Raw genomic sequence first — 15,246 nt, 5'->3', positions numbered from 1 at the left:
TAGAACGGATCGGCAATCTTGCCGTCCAGGCTCGAGGGCAGCTCCATCAATGGGAGACAAAACGATACTCGCGTCGGTCTGCTACCCATTTGAAGCTATTGCGTTAATTTGCTTTGTCGAACCTATACCAACAACACCACTTTCTTGCGGGCGCCATTCTGAGAGACGCGCCCCTTCTCCATCGGGCATTCTGGCCTGAATGGAGGCTCCGGTACCCAAACAAAGCCGTATTCGGCTTTTGGGAAGCTCTTTCGGACACCTTGAGGACTTACGTTCCTGCTACGTACTTCGTTACCGTGTCATTGGGAGCTCCTCTTGCGCTGGCCCCGTTCTGGGGGCGCGGGGTGAGATCCCTCCGCGCGACTCGCCAGATATTTGATATCAAGATCCATGGGCGTTGGACGAATCCCGACCGCGCCATCTGGCTGCTGCCAGCAGTTCTGGCGCAAGCCGCTCAAGCGTCATAGCCGATCCGAGTGATTGTCACCAGCGGAGGAGATACCGACCCGAGATTGCGCCGCACAGGCTCATCAGAGCTATGCCCAGTGTATACCAAACCGCCACGAACGGGATGGCGCTTTCGTCACAATGGAAGGAATAGATCCAGGCTCCGGCAGCTCCCGACCCCAGTCCGGCGGCGAGGCCGGCGATCGTGAGCCGCGTCGGAGCGAGTGCCCGCAAGGCCCACCCTGTGCCGACAAAGATCGGCAGCGAGAGGATCATGATGTTCCAGGGGCAGGTCTCGGCTGTGGCGCCAAACATGAGATGATCCCGCTCGGCGCGCGGAGCCATGGCGAGCTGCGCCACGGCGAGAACGGCGATTCCTGCGACGAGCACGATGATTGCAACGGAAGCAGCTTGGGCTTGACCGGCAGGTCGCGCCAGCCTCCCGACGCATGACAGGCCGGCGACTACAAGCAGGAGCGTATAGGCGAACTTGACCCAGAAAAGCCCGGTCGTCGTCGCCGTAGCGAAGTCCGGGCGCACACCGAGCCACGCCAGCATCATTGCGGCTGAGACCAGCATGCCACCGCCGACGCCGAGCGCGATCTTCCGCGCAACCGCGCCTTCGTCGACGGGCCTGAGATCGCTCGCCAATGCGTCAATGACCTCGTTTGTCGTCCTCACTCGGGTTGCCTCCTCAGTCGGGCTGCGAGAGCCTTCAATCCCCGATGAATGCCGACTTTGACGGCGGATTCCGACAATCCGGAACAGGCCGCGGCGTCCGCAATCGACTGTCCTTCGATTTTGACAGTGCGGATCAGACCGCGCATCTGGGCAGGAACCGTTTCGAGCAGACGGTCCAAGTCCTGCCGTGCCGTGGCCGCATCGATCTCGTCGTCGGCGAACAGCCCCTCGATGTCGTCGATGGGAACTGTCGGGCTTAGCTTGGATCGCCGAAAGTGATCCATCAACTTGTAGCGTGCAATCGCGTGGAGCCAGGCCGTGAAAGGCATGTTCGCATCGTAGGTGGCGCGACGGGCATGCAACGCCATGAGCGTTTCCTGGACGAGGTCCTCGCAATCCGCAGCGCGGTCATGCCCTATGCGGCGCAGGAAATAGCGCCGCAAATGCCTGCTCAGCTCGGTCAGCAACAGGCGGTAGGATGCGGCATTGCCAGCCAGTCCTGCGAGCATGAGGCTTCTGAGCCGTGCTTCCAGCATTGCCACGTCGACTACCATCCAGCACCCGCTCGCCAGTAGCGAGGGGTATTATTGGTCGAAACAACCTTATCCCTATCCCCATCCGGTGCCTATCCCTCCGACGCTGGCGATCACAGGTCAGTGATCGCTGTAACCGAGAGGCTCGTTCCGGCGAATTGATAGATAGGCCGCTGCGGAGCGGCCTCGTGCTCTGAAGGTCAGAACCATGGCTGCTCTTAAAAGCTCCCGTCCGAGATGTGGCTTTGGCTGACATTCGCCATTGCGACGCCGCTGATTCCGATCGCTGTCGTGGCGGCGACTGACGAAGGCGTGAGCGTCGGCTGACGCTAGACGTGCCAAGACCCGATCGAAGCGACCGTCAGGCCGCATCGGTTAGGGGCTCGGAAATATTGTGGTGCTTCAAGACGCTGCGCCATGCCCCGCAACCCACGCCGTGACGGGCGTGCACCGATGACAAGGGAGGATCATTGACATGAAGACGTTCATCAACACTATCACACTCCCGGTTCTTGCCGCCGGCCTCGGCTTGGTCGCATTTGCCGGCGGAGGCCTTGCCCAAACCTCCGATGCCATGAAGCGGGATGCTATGAAGACCGATGCCATGCAGAAGGACTGCATGAATAAAGCCGCAATGGAAAAGGATCCCATGAGGAAGCAGACCATGTCCGCCGACTGCTCGAAGATGGGGGCGATGTCTGCCGATCCGATGACGAAGAATTCGATGGGGACAGGCAGCATGGCTGCACCCATGAAGAAATAAGATGCCTGCCGGCCGTTTCTGCGGCACTGCGGAAACGGCTTGCTGGTTGGATACCATTCGGCAATCCGGAGTGATCGACATGGCCATGCCTGCGTCGGATCTCAGCCCATCCACCGATGCACTGATCTATCGGCACTCAGCACTGGTGCGTCTAACGCACTGGGTCAGTGTCCTGTGCCTCAGCTTTCTGTTGTTGAGCGGGCTGCAGATCTTCAACGCTCATCCGGCACTGTACTGGGGCCAATCTGGCGCTGACCACGATCCGTCCTTTATCTCGATCGGCGCGGTTCAGAACGGCAATACCCTCCAGGGCATCACTCGCATCGGCTCGCTCGCGATCACCACGACGGGCTTTTTGGGCGCATCCCACGCCGATGGCGAACTGACCGTGCGTGGGTTTCCCTCCTGGCTGACCATCCCAAGCTACCAGGATCTCGCATTTGGCCGGCGGTGGCATTTCTTCTTTGCCTGGCTCTTCGTCACCAATGGGCTGATCTATCTCCTCCACGGCTTGGCGGTAGGCCATCTCCGTCGCGATCTGACGCCGACACGCCGCCAGCTGAATCCGCGCTCCCTCGCTCACGAAATCGCCGACCATGCTCGCCTGCGATTTCCCAAAGGTCAGGCGGCACGGCACTACAACGCCCTGCAGAAGTTGGCTTATCTCGTCGTCATTGTTGTCGTCCTGCCTTTGATCGTGGCGACAGGCCTGACCATGTCGCCCGGCATCGATGCGGCCTTCCCGTGGCTGCTCGACCTGTTCGGCGGGCGGCAATCGGCGCGCACGATCCATTTTCTCACGGCATCGGCACTGGTGGTTTTCGTCGTCATTCATGTGGTCATGGTGATGGCGTCCGGCACATGGAACAATATGCGGTCGATGATCACCGGTTATTACGCCATCAAGCCTGAACGGCCGCGATCATGAGCAGGCTTCTCACACGGCGTGGGTTTCTCAGTGGTTCGGCAGCGGGAGCCGGAACCCTGCTGCTCGGCGGATGTGATCGGCTGACGCAAAGCGACAGTGTTCAGCGGGTGCTGCGCCTGGCGGAATCCCTCACAATGGGAACGCAGCGGGCGCTCCTGTCCGGAGGGGCCTTGGCCAGGGAGTTCGGCGAGGCTGACCTCTCGCCGATCTTCAAGGCCAATGGCACGTCTCTGCCGGAGGGGAAGGACTATGCCCGCATGATGGCGACCAACTTTACCGACTGGCGCCTCAGCATCGACGGGCTGGTGCGACAGCCGTTGAGTCTGTCTCTGGCCGAGCTCAAACGCCTGCCGTCTCGGACCCAGATCACGCGCCATGATTGTGTGGAAGGATGGAGCGCCATCGGCAAGTGGACCGGCGTTCCGCTCAGCCTCCTGCTCCAGACGGCAGGCCTCACGACCAATGCCCGCTATGCCGTGTTCCACTGCGCAGACGCGTTGGAGCAGACTCTTGATGGCAGCGGGCGCTATTACGAGAGCCTTGATCTCGCCGACGCCTTCCATCCTCAGACCATCCTCGCTTACGGCATGAACGGCGCTGATCTACCGGTGGCACATGGGGCGCCGCTGCGCCTGCGCGTCGAGCGGCAGCTGGGCTACAAGCACGCCAAGTATCTCATGCGCATCGAGGTGGTCGACAGCTTTGCCCAGATCGGCCTCGGAAACGGCGGCTTCTGGGAGGATCGTGGTTATGAATGGTACGCGGGAATCTGAGCCAGCATCGGCCTTGTGTGACGCCTGGTCTTGACGACGCCTACGTTGAAGATCGAAGGGAATGAAGCGATGTCCTCGGCTGAAACGACAGCTTTCCTCACAGATCGTTGGCGCGCCGCGCCCTCCAGGCTTCTGGCAGTGGCGCTTCTTCTCCCCTTCGCCCTTGGGTGGCAGGCAACACCCGCCCGCTCGAGCGAGGCGGCTGTCATCATTCCGGCGCCTGTGATCGACGCACCACAGCAGGGGCGCTCTGACACGGCCGTTCTCGCCGGAGGATGTTTCTGGGGCGTGCAGGGGGTCTTTCAACACGTGAAGGGCGTGACGAGCGCCGTCTCTGGCTATTCGGGCGGGGCCGCGGAGACCGCGCATTATAACGCCGTCGGTTCGGGTCGCACCGGTCATGCGGAGGCGGTCCAGATCACCTACGATCCGAGCCAGATCAGCTATGGGCGGATATTGCAGATCTTTCTCTCGGTCGTGCACGATCCGACACAGTTCGACCGACAGGGGCCGGACAGAGGGCCGCAATACCGCTCGGCGATCTTCCCGGCGACGCCGTTGCAGAGACATATCGCGACCAGCTATATTGCCCAGCTTGACCAAGCCGGCGTGTTCCCACAGCCGATCGTGACAAAAACCGACCCGCTGACGGCGTTCTATCCGGCTGAAGGCTATCATCAGGATTTCCTGACGCTGAACCCACGCCATCCCTACATTGTGATCAACGATCTTCCGAAAGTCGCGAACCTCAAGCGGCTGTTTCCCGATGTCTACCGTGAGACCCCGGTATTGGTCACGAAGCAGGGGAGCTGAGCCACGGCCGTTCGAGGCCAGGCCGAGACGGCAAGACGCGTGCTGGAGGAGGTCGCCATGATGACGCGACGCATATTGGGTCTGGGTGCCCTCGGCACCATCTCGGCCGCCTTGGGGCTGCCCCGCCTGTTCGGACAATCGTCCGCGGCCGGCGAGGCGAAAACCTACGAGGTGAGCTATACGGATGCGGAGTGGAGGCAGCGGCTGACACTTGAACAGTACCGGATCCTGCGCAACCACGGCACCGAGCGCGCCGGTACCAACGTTCTCAACGGCGAGAAGCGCAAGGGGACCTATGCCTGCGCCGGCTGCGACCAAGTGCTCTTCCGCTCGGAAACCAAGTTCGAATCCGGCACCGGGTGGCCGAGTTTCTTCCAGCCCATCGACGGCGCGATCGGTACCTCAACCGACAATGCTCTGTTCATGACGCGGACCGAAGTGCATTGCGCCCGTTGCGGCGGCCATCTCGGCCACGTGTTCGACGACGGCCCACAGCCGACCGGCTTGCGCTACTGCATCAATGGCGCGGCCATGACATTCCGGGCGGCGGCGGCGGTTTGACGAACCTTTGTGGGCGAAGATCCCCCCGACGGCCCTTTTGAGCAGGACAACGATTCAGGAAGACGCCGAATCATTCCATGGCAGGTCGAAGAGCGGCTCTGCGGTGCCCGTCCAAGGCAGTGCTCCTCAGCAGAAACAAGGAAATCGGCGCCTGTGCCTTGGGGCCTATCCAGGCCATCATCGCCATTCAGTGTCGCAATCTTCGATTCTGGGCAACGAGCCTTCGCCAAGTCTACTGAGTTCGCAGAAGGCACGCGAACTAAGTGCAACCTGGACCTGCCCTGAAAGCAGGATGTCCGCCGGGGGAATTTCCCGGCGTGGGAGCGGCCTCGCTTCTTAAAGCGCGCTGCTTGTCGTGCCCTTCATCAGCACTGGTCCAGTCGGGCGTCCGGTGGGTGAACCTGTGGCGGGTTCGAGGCTAATCTCGAACAGCTGGTTAGGGCCTGTCTGCGGCAGGTTGCCGACATTGAGGCGCACCGTGCGCGCCTGGTCGATGAGGCCAATGGAGACCGGGCCCCGGGCACGATCCCAGAGCGTCCAGATTTCGAGTGCGCGGCCGGGCGGAACGGGAATTGCCTCAAGTGGGATGAGTTCAGCGGTGCCATTGGCGAAGGCGTTGACAACCGCGGCGGGGCGGTTCTGCTCAGTCAGCAGAACTGCTATGAGCACCGGTTCCCGTGCCGCGCGCGTGGCGAGCAGACCCATGCCAAGCGCCAGAAGAAGCGACGCGAGGACGCCTGCAATGCCTGTGATGCGCCAGAAACGCAGCGAGCGCCAGAGCGCCGCAACGGCTGCGTGCGGGCTTGGGATGACGGCAGGCGTGGGATCCTCAATCCGCAGGGGTGCAGGAGCCCGATCGAGGCCAATTTCGATCCGGCTCCAGAGCTCGTCTCCCGGCAGGACGGGGGCCGCTGTGGCGTCGAGCTCCGCCACACGGGTTTGCCATCGCGCGACTGCGTCTTGAAACTCCCGATCATTTTCGGCGAGGCGCTCGGCGCTGCGCCGCTCGTCACCGTCGAGCAGGCCGATGACGTACTCTGCGGCGAGCCGTTCGTGCTCCGGGGTCATGGCATGCACTCCCGGAGCGCTGCGAGGGCGCGGCGAAGCCAGGATTTCATGGTGCCGAGCGGAACGCGGAACCGACCGGCGAGCTCGCCGTGGCTCAAGCCGTGCGCGTAGGCAAGCACAATCGCCTGGCGCTGAACAGGCTCGAGCTCCTCCAGGCAGCGTTTGAGGGCGTTCGTGTCGGAAAGGCGCAGCACAATAGCTTCCGGACTCTCGCCTTCGCTGACGAGACCCATCGACTCGAAGTCTTCCGTCAGTTCCGTGCGGGACTCGCCGCGCAGGATGTTGAGGGCCCGGTTACGCAGCACTGCGTAGAGCCATGTGCGGGCATTGCCGCGGGTGGCATCGAAGCTGGAGGCATGCTGCCAGACCTGCAAGAAGGCATCGTGCACCGCTTCCTCGGCGAGGGGGCGCCGCCGCAGGAGCCTCGTCGCCACGCCAAGCATCCGGGGCGCCTCGGCATCATAGATCGTGCGCAGGCCCGTCGGATCGCGCGCCGCGCAGCGGCGGAGCGCCTCCTCCAGGAGGCCCCGCTCAGGGACAGAGCGGGGCACATACGAGGGAATAGTCATCGCGACGGCAGCCATAGCTTGAGGAATCCGGCTCACCTGATCCAGATGCACCGGTCGCAGCCTCTCTTGCTGCTTGGGAAGCCTTGGTGGTGACCTGTGGGTTTAGATCACCCGCACACAAATTCCAGGCACCTGATGCATCCAGACGTGAGCATGATGAGTACTCCCTTGGCCAGCCTGTGGGTTTGGCGCAGGCAATGCCTCACCTGAGGCGGAATGACCGAAGAGACCACCAGGCGCCTTGTGAGGCCCCTCGCTTTGACCCTTGCGACTGCTCTCATGGCCGTGCCTGCGTTTGCGCGCAAGGAAACACGGTTGGAGAGTCCGTCGTTGTTGCTCACTGGATCGAAACCATAAAGGCTAAGCTTAAGGTCGATCACCATCTCAAAATTTATTACTTCAGTGCTGCATCCACCGGCTGTGCTGCCGTGTAGCCGCTGTTCAGGGTGGACGTCGCTTGTCATGTCTTGCGTGCGGCTTTGTCCAAGCATTGCTTGGGATGCCGCTGCCACGCCGCTCCCTGAAGTTCGCTGATGACAAACCAAGGGAGTAAACGATGGCGGAGCACAATCACACCGGACACGAGGGCCTCGCTGGGAGCGCGGCAAGCGGATCGCACAGTTCGGTCGAGCTTAACAGCGCCGGCCTCAACGCCGCGCTTCAGGCCTTCATGGGGGCGGACAGAGCGTTCTTTGCCGACCTGAACGAGTTGAACAACTCGGAAGCGGAAGGCGGCGCCCTGCTGCTGCTGAAAGGCGACCAACTGACAGTCATCACGGCGGCACGCGGCGTTGAAGCTGGTCAGGTGCATGTGCAGCATATCCACGGTTTTGAGGACGGGCGCGATGCGAAGGTTCCGACTCTTGCCCAGGACGATGATCGCGACGGCTTCGTCGAACTGGCCGAGGGCTTGGACACCTATGGTCCAATCCTGCTCAACCTGACCTCGTCGCCCGAGGCTGGCCTTTCGGGCTTCCCAAACCCGACGGGCACTTCGTTCCTGTTCTCGCAGAGCTACGATCTGTCCGATCCGAGCAACGGTGAGCTTGCCAAGCTGTTGGATGATGTGTCGCTCAGCCGGCGGGAGATCGTCCTGCATGGCACGTCCGTCCTAGAAGGTCATGGCCTGGGCACTGCTGGCGAGGTGGATGGCAGCGCAGGCTACAAGCTCGTGCTGCCGATCGCGTCCGGCGAGATCCGGGAGCTATCCTACAAGAACGCTCTTGCATCCTTCGAGGCCGCGCTCTCGGTCAAGCTCCGCGCAGCTGTCGTTGGGGATGGCGGGAATGATGTTCTTCGCGGCACGGGCGCTGACGACAACCTCAATGGCAGTGGCGGCCGCGATGTTCTTTCCGGCAGAACTGGCGATGACTACCTGAACGGTGGCTCAGGCCGCGATGTGCTTTATGGCGGGTCCGGTGATGACTACCTCGATGGCGGGCGCGACAACGACCGGCTGTTCGGCAACTCCGGCAAGGACCATCTCCTCGGTGGATCCGGCAGTGATGAGCTGACCGGTGGCTCCGGTCATGATCACCTCTACGGTGGGTCAGGCAACGATCGGGCGTTCTTCAATGCCTCGACCGATGGTTCGGACACGGTCAACCTTGGCGCCGGATCGGACAGCGTCAGCGTCAGCGCTGCAACGGCCAGGCAGATCCGCCTGACCTTTACCAGCGCAGAGGTGGGTAACGGACAGGCAACAGACGCGAACACCATGACCAACCAGGATGGTGGGCTGGCTGTCCGTCTTCAATCCGAGAACGCCTCTGGTGATCTCATTGGTGAGATCAGCCGCTTCGACGATGAAGGCATGACGTTCGTTGCCTCACGGGCCGGGGTCACCTTTGACGTGCGGGATCTCGTCTCGGGAGCCGCCCGCGGTGATCAGTTCGAGGTCGTCAGCCTTGGCACGAAAGCAGCCGACACTCTCACCGCCGTACGATCAGGCGACGCTTACTACTTCAATGCCGGACTAGGCAACGACCGGGTGACAGGAGGGCGTGCCAGCGACTTTCTGGTCGGGGGTGCGGGCAACGATACGATGGACGGCCGAGGTGGCGACGATCGCTTCATCGCCGGCGCTGGCAACGACGTGCTTACAGGTGGGGCCGGCGGCGATACGTTCATCTTCAATGCCGCTTTCACAGGCAATGTCGACAGGATCCGTGACTTCCGTGCGAGCGATGACACGCTTCAGTTGGATAATGCCGTGTTCATGGGTCTGACAGACGGAGCTCTGAATGCGGGTGCTTTTGCGCTCGCGAGTACGGCGGCTGAAGCTGACGACCGCGTCATCTATGATCAGGCGACCGGCAACCTGTTCTTCGATGCCGATGGCGGACCTCGGGATAATCAAACGCTCTTTGCGACCCTGACCAACAAGGCCAGCATTACAGCCAGCGACTTCTTCGTCATCTAGCCGAACGATAAGCAAGAGGTCTGAGCCTCTCACGCTCAGACCTCGTCTCGTAGACTGTTAATGACCAGCGCTTCGCATGACGGCCGGCGGTATTCTCAGCCTCTCAATTGGTGGCTGGTTATTAGACGGCTCTGGGAGCTCAATAGGCCTAGGGTAACGAGCATGGCTCAATTCTCTAGCATCGCACAGCCGGCTCAATTTTGGTGGCGTCGGATCGCTCTGAATCTATTCATGACACACGAGTCCCGGCCGCCTAGCCACTGTTGAGGCTGCAAGCTGAAACATTCGAATGTTCAAGGCCAAAACTGGCTCTCGCGATTGAGGTAAAGATGAACTATCAGGTCGAGTTCGTCGCACAGGCGATCTATGAAGCCGAGAAGAGTGGACGTCTATGGACAAATGAGCCTGCTATCAACAAGGAGCGCTTTCGGCATTATGCACACAATGCCATCAGGCTACTGAACGAGGACATTTGTGTTCTTCTTCATGCGTTGGAGAAGTCCGGAGTAAAGAAGGACATTGAGGGGCGGCAAGTTGTAGCCGACAACCGAACAGGTCCGAGGTATCTGGGACATGGTCTTACTGAGACGGCTTGGGTGCAGTTGAAAAGTCGGCGATCATGGATAGGGCTGGATAGTCAGCCGAGGCTCTCGCATAGTTCAAGATCACCCAAGCCTTCTCAATAACAGCTGCTGGGCCCCACCCTGGCGTCGTAAGGAAATCGGACCAAGTTTATCCGGAGTCACCAAATCGCGGGTGCATCATCATGTCTGAGACGATAGTCGCAGCCAGAATCCTGATGGAAGTTCGCTCGTGACAGTCTGGCTGATGGTCGTGCCCTGGAAGCAGCCTGAGCCAGCTCGCGAAAGCTACCGGTTGGCTTCGAACCGGCTCCGAGCGCTTCCCGCCGCAGAACCCCGTATTGCGCTACCATTCGGGCAAACGCCTTGAATGTAGAGGACCTCTCGTACACAGATCTGAGCCGCAAGTCACCCATCCTCAAGGATGTAGCACGTCAGATAGTGACTGGCCGGAGAATCGACGTCATTAGACCGCGTGGATCCGGTAAGAGCGCCTCTCGCTTAACGAGCAAATCGGTAGCGCTTCGCCGTTGGCCAGTGGCTCGCGTGATCCCGATGACATGTCACGACACGTCTTGCGCTTGCCCTCCGAGCATAACCACGCACCGTCGATCGCTTTCGGCAATGCGAAAGCGATCAGAGCCCCTGCGACGACGTTTCCCTCATTAGGGAGAGTTTTGATAGGTCTTCCGGAGACAGAACCCGAACCGAAACAAGGTAATTCCTGTAAGGAAGCTCTCATCATTGTTGATGACGAATGGTTCTCGCAGGAATGCCTTGTCCAAGTGTTACGTGGTGAATTTCCCCATATGATAGTAATAGGGCGCCCAACGGTCGGAGACTTCCGGGATGTGTCGCAGGCCGCCATTGCGCTGGCTCTTTAAGAGCTGCATCGGGCATTCTTTGTGCCCGATGGGAGGATGCACGGAGCATTCCTCCATCCGGTTTGGCTCCTTGAAACGCCATGCTGCGAACGTCACTGGATCGATGGGGACATCGACAGACGAAAGGCCGGATCTGCATGATCCGGCCTCAAGCGGTTGGACAGGCACTTCGGCTGCGGGCGACGCTTACGCCGCCTTGACGTTGACCCGGGCCTCGGCCAGTCGGGTGAGAAGGACGTCGGTTTCCTTCTCTTCCTGGAGGGTCTGATCGAGCAGGGTCGCGGCCTCGGTCAGCCCGAGCTCCCGGGCCCAGGTTTTGAGCGTGCCGTAGCGGGTGATCTCGTAGTGCTCGACGGCCTGGGCCGCGGACAGGATGCCGGCATCGAGGGCGGGACTGTCGGCGAAGTCCTCCATGATCTCGGTGCCCTCGTCGAGGATCCCCTTGATCGCCTCGCAGGGCACGCCGCGCGCGGGCTTGCCGAGGAGTTCGAAGATCTGCTCGAGGCGCTCGATCTGGCCTTGCGTCTGCTCGCGATGGGTCTGGAAGGCGGCCTTGAGCTCGCCCGACTCCGCCCCCTTGGCCATCTTCGGCAGGGCCTTCAGGATCTGCTTCTCGGCGTAGTAGATGTCCTTCAGGGTGTGGAGGAACAGGTCATCGAGCGTCTTCTGTTTCGCGGCCATGAACGGTTCTCCTGGCTTCGGGTCAAAAGGTGCAAGGCATTGATGCGGCGACTAACGGCACGGCATCACCGAAGTTCCAAAACGGAATGTGGACAAGCCAGAGACAGGGAAGCGAGGGAACCTTGGGTTGACCGTCCCGGTTGTTTCAATGGCCAAGCCAGGCCGTTGCCTGCATTCCGGAGAACGGAATTCCGTCATGACCGCTGCCACTGAGCTGCCTCAGGATCCGAAGGAGCGCCGGGGCCTCTCCGCGACAGTCACCATGCTGGCCATCGTGGCGGGATGGGCGCTGGCGCGTCACGTCCTTGCCGGCACCGCAAGTGCGGGAGCGGCAGTCACACACCAAGGTCGTCAGGCCAGTGCGGGTCGACCAGGTCAGGATCGCAGCGCTGGGCCGCCTGCTTCTCCCGCAGCAGCCGCGGGCGAGAAGGAGCGCGGACGCGAAGCCGCCACGCCGACGCAGATCCCGACACTCGGCTGGAAGGACATCCTGTGGCGGACCTACGAGGAGTTTGGGCAGGACCGGATCATGGCCGTGGCGGCAGGCGTGACCTACTATGCCCTGCTCGCGATCTTTCCGGCGATCGCCGCCCTGGTGTCAGTCTACGGCCTAGTGGCCGATCCCGCGACGATCCAGGACCATCTCAATGCCCTCTCAGGCGTGCTGCCGGGCGGCGCGCTCGACATCATCCGTGAGCAGGTCACCCGCATCGCCTCCCAGGGCGGCGGCACCCTGGGGTTCAGCTTCGTCTTCGGCTTGGTGCTCTCGCTGTGGAGCGCCAACGCGGGCATGAAGGCGGTCATCGACGCGCTCAACATCGTCTACGACGAGGAGGAGAAGCGCACCTTCGTGCAACTCAATCTCCAGTCGCTGGCCTTCACGCTTGGCGCCATCGCGTTCATTCTCCTGGCCCTGGTCGCCATCGTCGTGTTGCCGATCGTCCTCGACTTCATGGGCCTCGGCAGCGGGGTCGAGTGGCTGCTCGCGCTGGCGCGCTGGCCGATCCTCCTCGTCGTCGTGGTGGCGGGGCTGGCCGTGCTGTACCGCTACGGCCCGAGCCGCGACAAGGCGGAGTGGAAATGGGTCACGCCGGGCGGCATCGTCGCTGCCGTGCTGTGGCTCGTCGTGTCGATGCTGTTCTCGTGGTACGTGGCGAACTTCGGCAGCTACAACGAGACTTATGGCTCGCTCGGCGCCGTGATCGGCTTCATGACCTGGATCTGGATCTCCGGCATCGTGGTCCTCGTGGGTGCCGAGATCAACGCCGAGATGGAGCACCAGACCGCAAAGGACTCCACCGAGGGTCCGGACCGGCCGATGGGCAGCCGTGGTGCAACCATGGCTGACACGATTGGCGCCGCGAAGGCATGACGAGCGGAGTTGATGACAGCCATCATCGTGAGCACCGCCATACGGGCTTTCCGTGCCGAGCGGGACGCTGACAATCGGTCCTTCAATGATAGGTTCTCCCTCACGCGGCGATGACTACGCTCGAAAGGGCCGATCACAGGAACGAAGTCCATCGGACGCTGTTGAGAGGCATGGATTCCGGAATGCCAGAGCGGCATTGCATTCTCGTCGTCGAAGACGAGCCGATCATGCGCATGAACGCCCGCGACATGCTTGAGGACGCGGGATTCGGGGTCCTGGAGGCGGAGAATGCCGACACGGCCCTGCACCTGCTCGAGCGCCATGGCGACGAGGTGGCAGCCCTGTTCACCGACATTCACATGCCGGGCAGCATGGATGGCATGGATCTGGCGCGAACCGTCCATGAGCGCTGGCCGCATATCGTCCCCGTGGTCACCTCGGGCCGGCTACGCCTGCGGGACAACGATGTCCCCGACAGCGGCCGTTTCATCGACAAGCCCTATCGGATGGCCGAGGTCGTCGGCGCCGTCCGCGACGCCTTGAGATAACGACCGGCAACGCCGCGCAGGGTTTATTTCCAGATATCCATGACGCGATACGGCAGTCCCCTCAGGACCTGTGACCATGCTTTACGACACGGAGACAGGACTCCACGACCTGAAGGCCCGAATGACCCAGGAGGGGCCGATGCGTGCCAGCCTTCTCTGGCTGATGGTCGTCGCCGGCATGGCCCTGATCGGCCTCGGCCTTTGTGTCGGGAACCTGAAGACGACCAAAGCACCTTGTCGTCCGACCTGTGGCGGGACGAGACGAATTGGACGACACTCTCACGCGTCCGGAGCGCCTTCCGGGCACGCACCCTCAAGGCTCCGCGAAGCCGGCAGCCCGCAACGAGAGGCCTCCGGACGTCGGGTCCTGACTGAAGAACAAACCGCCTTCCCTCAGCGAGTGTCCCGGAATGTAGTCCAGCACTACGTCGCTGGTCTCATTCGGACTGTTGCTCCGTGAGAGAACCCCTTCAATCCGCACTTGTGCCGCAGCCGCGCCTCCGATGTTGTGCACACGGAACATGACCCGATAGCCACCCATGACGGGAGCCACGCCGGTGGTTTCAACCGTGATTATGGGTGGGGAACCCGCATCGTTCAGCGCCTGCCATCCGATCAGGCCGAACACGCCAAGGGTCAGCAGGAGGCCGACGCCCGACGCGACCCACTCGAGCCATGGTGTATGTGCCGCAGATCCCGAACGACGCGCATCGTTACTCACCTCATCGCGCTTCATCACCACCTCATATCACCAGCCGGGTCATGGCCGCGCCAAGCGCCGCCGGAAACCCGAGCACCACGGCCATGTTGGCGATCTCGGCCCATGCCACTCCGTCCGTGCGGCCGAAGGTCCAGAGCACGTAGAGGCTGACGAGGAGCGAAATGCCGTAGCCCGCCAGGGTAAAATGCAGGAAGGTCGACAGAGACGTCCCACCCTCGGGCCGGCTCTCCTGGCCGGAGAACCCGACCGTGTAGACGAGCACGTGCAACAGGATGATGGAGACAACGCCGAGGGCCAGGGTGTGCCAGGGCGACATCTGGTAGGCGATCAGGATCATCTCTTCCGTCGGCGCCACGTTGAACGCCAGGAACAAGGCCCCCGCCAACATCAGGAAGAGCTCGCCGCCATACCCTGCCAGCGCCTTGCGCTCCTCCTCGGCCCCGACGTCCTGCTCCGCTCCGAGCTGCTTGCGCCCGAGCATGGCGCCGATGCTCGCGGGCACGCTCTGGAGAGCCACCTTTCCGATGATCTCGGTCCAGGTCATATCGAAGGTGATCACCGCCAGAAGGGCGAGCATGGCGGCCGAGGTGATCACGCCAACGCCGAAGGCGGCGAGGGCATCCATCACATCCTCCTTCCAACTGAAGGTCTTCTCGAAGCCCGCGAAGTAGGACAGCCCGACCAGGATGGCGAAGTTGACGCTCATGAACAGGAGGAGCCGACCTCGTCCCATGGAAAAGCCCAACCACCACATCTCCATGGTCATCAGCAGCGGAATGGCGAAAATGATCGCGCCGCCAAAGGCACGGCTCAGCCCTACGGCATAGTCTCTGTTCATCTCCGGAAGAGTGTCGTCGCGCGCCATCCGATCACCCTGCGGCAGCCTCACTCCACGAAAAGC

15 protein-coding genes are annotated in these 15,246 nt (G+C 61.8%); 8 read left to right on the top strand and 7 right to left on the bottom strand.

Going from position 1 to position 15,246, the window contains the following annotated elements; translation table 11 throughout:
* Positions 1-483: 483 nt before the first annotated feature.
* On the bottom strand, positions 484-1,128 hold the full coding sequence (locus BB934_RS42140; RefSeq protein ID WP_157934660.1) for an NrsF family protein: 645 nt from the start codon (positions 1,126-1,128) through the stop codon (positions 484-486).
* On the bottom strand, positions 1,125-1,682 hold the full coding sequence (locus tag BB934_RS42135) for a sigma-70 family RNA polymerase sigma factor (RefSeq protein WP_237050683.1): 558 nt from the start codon (positions 1,680-1,682) through the stop codon (positions 1,125-1,127). Before BB934_RS42135 ends, BB934_RS42140 begins: the two co-directional genes overlap by 4 nt.
* Positions 1,683-2,136: 454 nt before the next feature.
* Between BB934_RS42135 and BB934_RS42130 the strand changes: the two genes are divergently transcribed.
* The 5 genes from BB934_RS42130 (at position 2,137) to msrB (ending at position 5,499) form a co-directional block, all read left to right on the top strand.
* On the top strand, positions 2,137-2,424 hold the full coding sequence (locus tag BB934_RS42130; protein ID WP_099515504.1) for a pentapeptide MXKDX repeat protein: 288 nt from the start codon (positions 2,137-2,139) through the stop codon (positions 2,422-2,424).
* 79 nt (positions 2,425-2,503) lie between these two features.
* On the top strand, positions 2,504-3,352 hold the full coding sequence (locus BB934_RS42125; RefSeq protein ID WP_099515683.1) for a cytochrome b/b6 domain-containing protein: 849 nt from the start codon (positions 2,504-2,506) through the stop codon (positions 3,350-3,352).
* Positions 3,349-4,125, top strand: coding sequence for a molybdopterin-binding protein (locus BB934_RS42120; protein ID WP_099515503.1), 777 nt, complete (start codon positions 3,349-3,351; stop codon positions 4,123-4,125). Before BB934_RS42125 ends, BB934_RS42120 begins: the two co-directional genes overlap by 4 nt.
* A 69-nt stretch (positions 4,126-4,194) precedes the next feature.
* On the top strand, positions 4,195-4,938 hold the full coding sequence (msrA, locus tag BB934_RS42115; RefSeq protein ID WP_099515502.1) for a peptide-methionine (S)-S-oxide reductase MsrA: 744 nt from the start codon (positions 4,195-4,197) through the stop codon (positions 4,936-4,938).
* A gap of 57 nt (positions 4,939-4,995) precedes the next feature.
* Positions 4,996-5,499 (top strand): peptide-methionine (R)-S-oxide reductase MsrB, encoded by a 504-nt coding sequence (msrB, locus tag BB934_RS42110; RefSeq protein ID WP_099515501.1) that lies wholly within the window; start codon positions 4,996-4,998, stop codon positions 5,497-5,499.
* A gap of 336 nt (positions 5,500-5,835) precedes the next feature.
* Here the strand turns inward: msrB and BB934_RS42105 are convergent, their stop codons facing one another.
* Positions 5,836-6,567, bottom strand: a complete 732-nt coding sequence (locus BB934_RS42105) for an anti-sigma factor (protein ID WP_099515500.1) — start codon at positions 6,565-6,567, stop codon at positions 5,836-5,838.
* The gene (locus BB934_RS42100; protein ID WP_099515682.1) at positions 6,564-7,136 is read right to left on the bottom strand and encodes a sigma-70 family RNA polymerase sigma factor; all 573 of its coding nucleotides are present in this window, start codon (positions 7,134-7,136) and stop codon (positions 6,564-6,566) included. Before BB934_RS42100 ends, BB934_RS42105 begins: the two co-directional genes overlap by 4 nt.
* Positions 7,137-7,692: 556 nt before the next feature.
* Here BB934_RS42100 and BB934_RS50435 point away from each other — a divergent pair.
* Positions 7,693-9,558 (top strand): calcium-binding protein, encoded by a 1,866-nt coding sequence (locus BB934_RS50435; RefSeq protein ID WP_099515498.1) that lies wholly within the window; start codon positions 7,693-7,695, stop codon positions 9,556-9,558.
* Between the two features lie 1,651 nt (positions 9,559-11,209).
* Here the strand turns inward: BB934_RS50435 and BB934_RS42080 are convergent.
* Positions 11,210-11,704: a YciE/YciF ferroxidase family protein gene (locus BB934_RS42080; protein WP_099515497.1), complete on the bottom strand. Its 495-nt coding sequence runs from the start codon at positions 11,702-11,704 to the stop codon at positions 11,210-11,212.
* A 196-nt stretch (positions 11,705-11,900) separates the two neighbouring features.
* Here BB934_RS42080 and BB934_RS42075 point away from each other — a divergent pair, with 196 nt between their 5' ends.
* Together BB934_RS42075 and BB934_RS42070 are read left to right on the top strand one after the other, a co-directional pair.
* Positions 11,901-13,076, top strand: coding sequence for a YihY/virulence factor BrkB family protein (locus BB934_RS42075; protein ID WP_099515496.1), 1,176 nt, complete (start codon positions 11,901-11,903; stop codon positions 13,074-13,076).
* Between the two features lie 182 nt (positions 13,077-13,258).
* Positions 13,259-13,624 (top strand): response regulator, encoded by a 366-nt coding sequence (locus BB934_RS42070; RefSeq protein ID WP_099515681.1) that lies wholly within the window; start codon positions 13,259-13,261, stop codon positions 13,622-13,624.
* A 313-nt stretch (positions 13,625-13,937) separates the two neighbouring features.
* Here BB934_RS42070 and BB934_RS42065 read toward each other — a convergent pair whose 3' ends face one another.
* Together BB934_RS42065 and BB934_RS42060 are read right to left on the bottom strand one after the other, a co-directional pair.
* Complete coding sequence (locus BB934_RS42065; RefSeq protein ID WP_099515495.1) at positions 13,938-14,360, bottom strand: TIGR02588 family protein; 423 nt, start codon at positions 14,358-14,360, stop codon at positions 13,938-13,940.
* 7 nt (positions 14,361-14,367) lie between these two features.
* Positions 14,368-15,210, bottom strand: a complete 843-nt coding sequence (locus BB934_RS42060) for a TIGR02587 family membrane protein (RefSeq protein ID WP_173909569.1) — start codon at positions 15,208-15,210, stop codon at positions 14,368-14,370.
* Between the last annotated feature and the right edge of the window lie 36 nt (positions 15,211-15,246).

It is taken from the genome of Microvirga ossetica, assembly GCF_002741015.1.
GTDB classification, from domain to species: Bacteria; Pseudomonadota; Alphaproteobacteria; order Rhizobiales; family Beijerinckiaceae; genus Microvirga; species Microvirga ossetica.
This window is presented reverse-complemented; position numbering and strand designations above follow the sequence as displayed.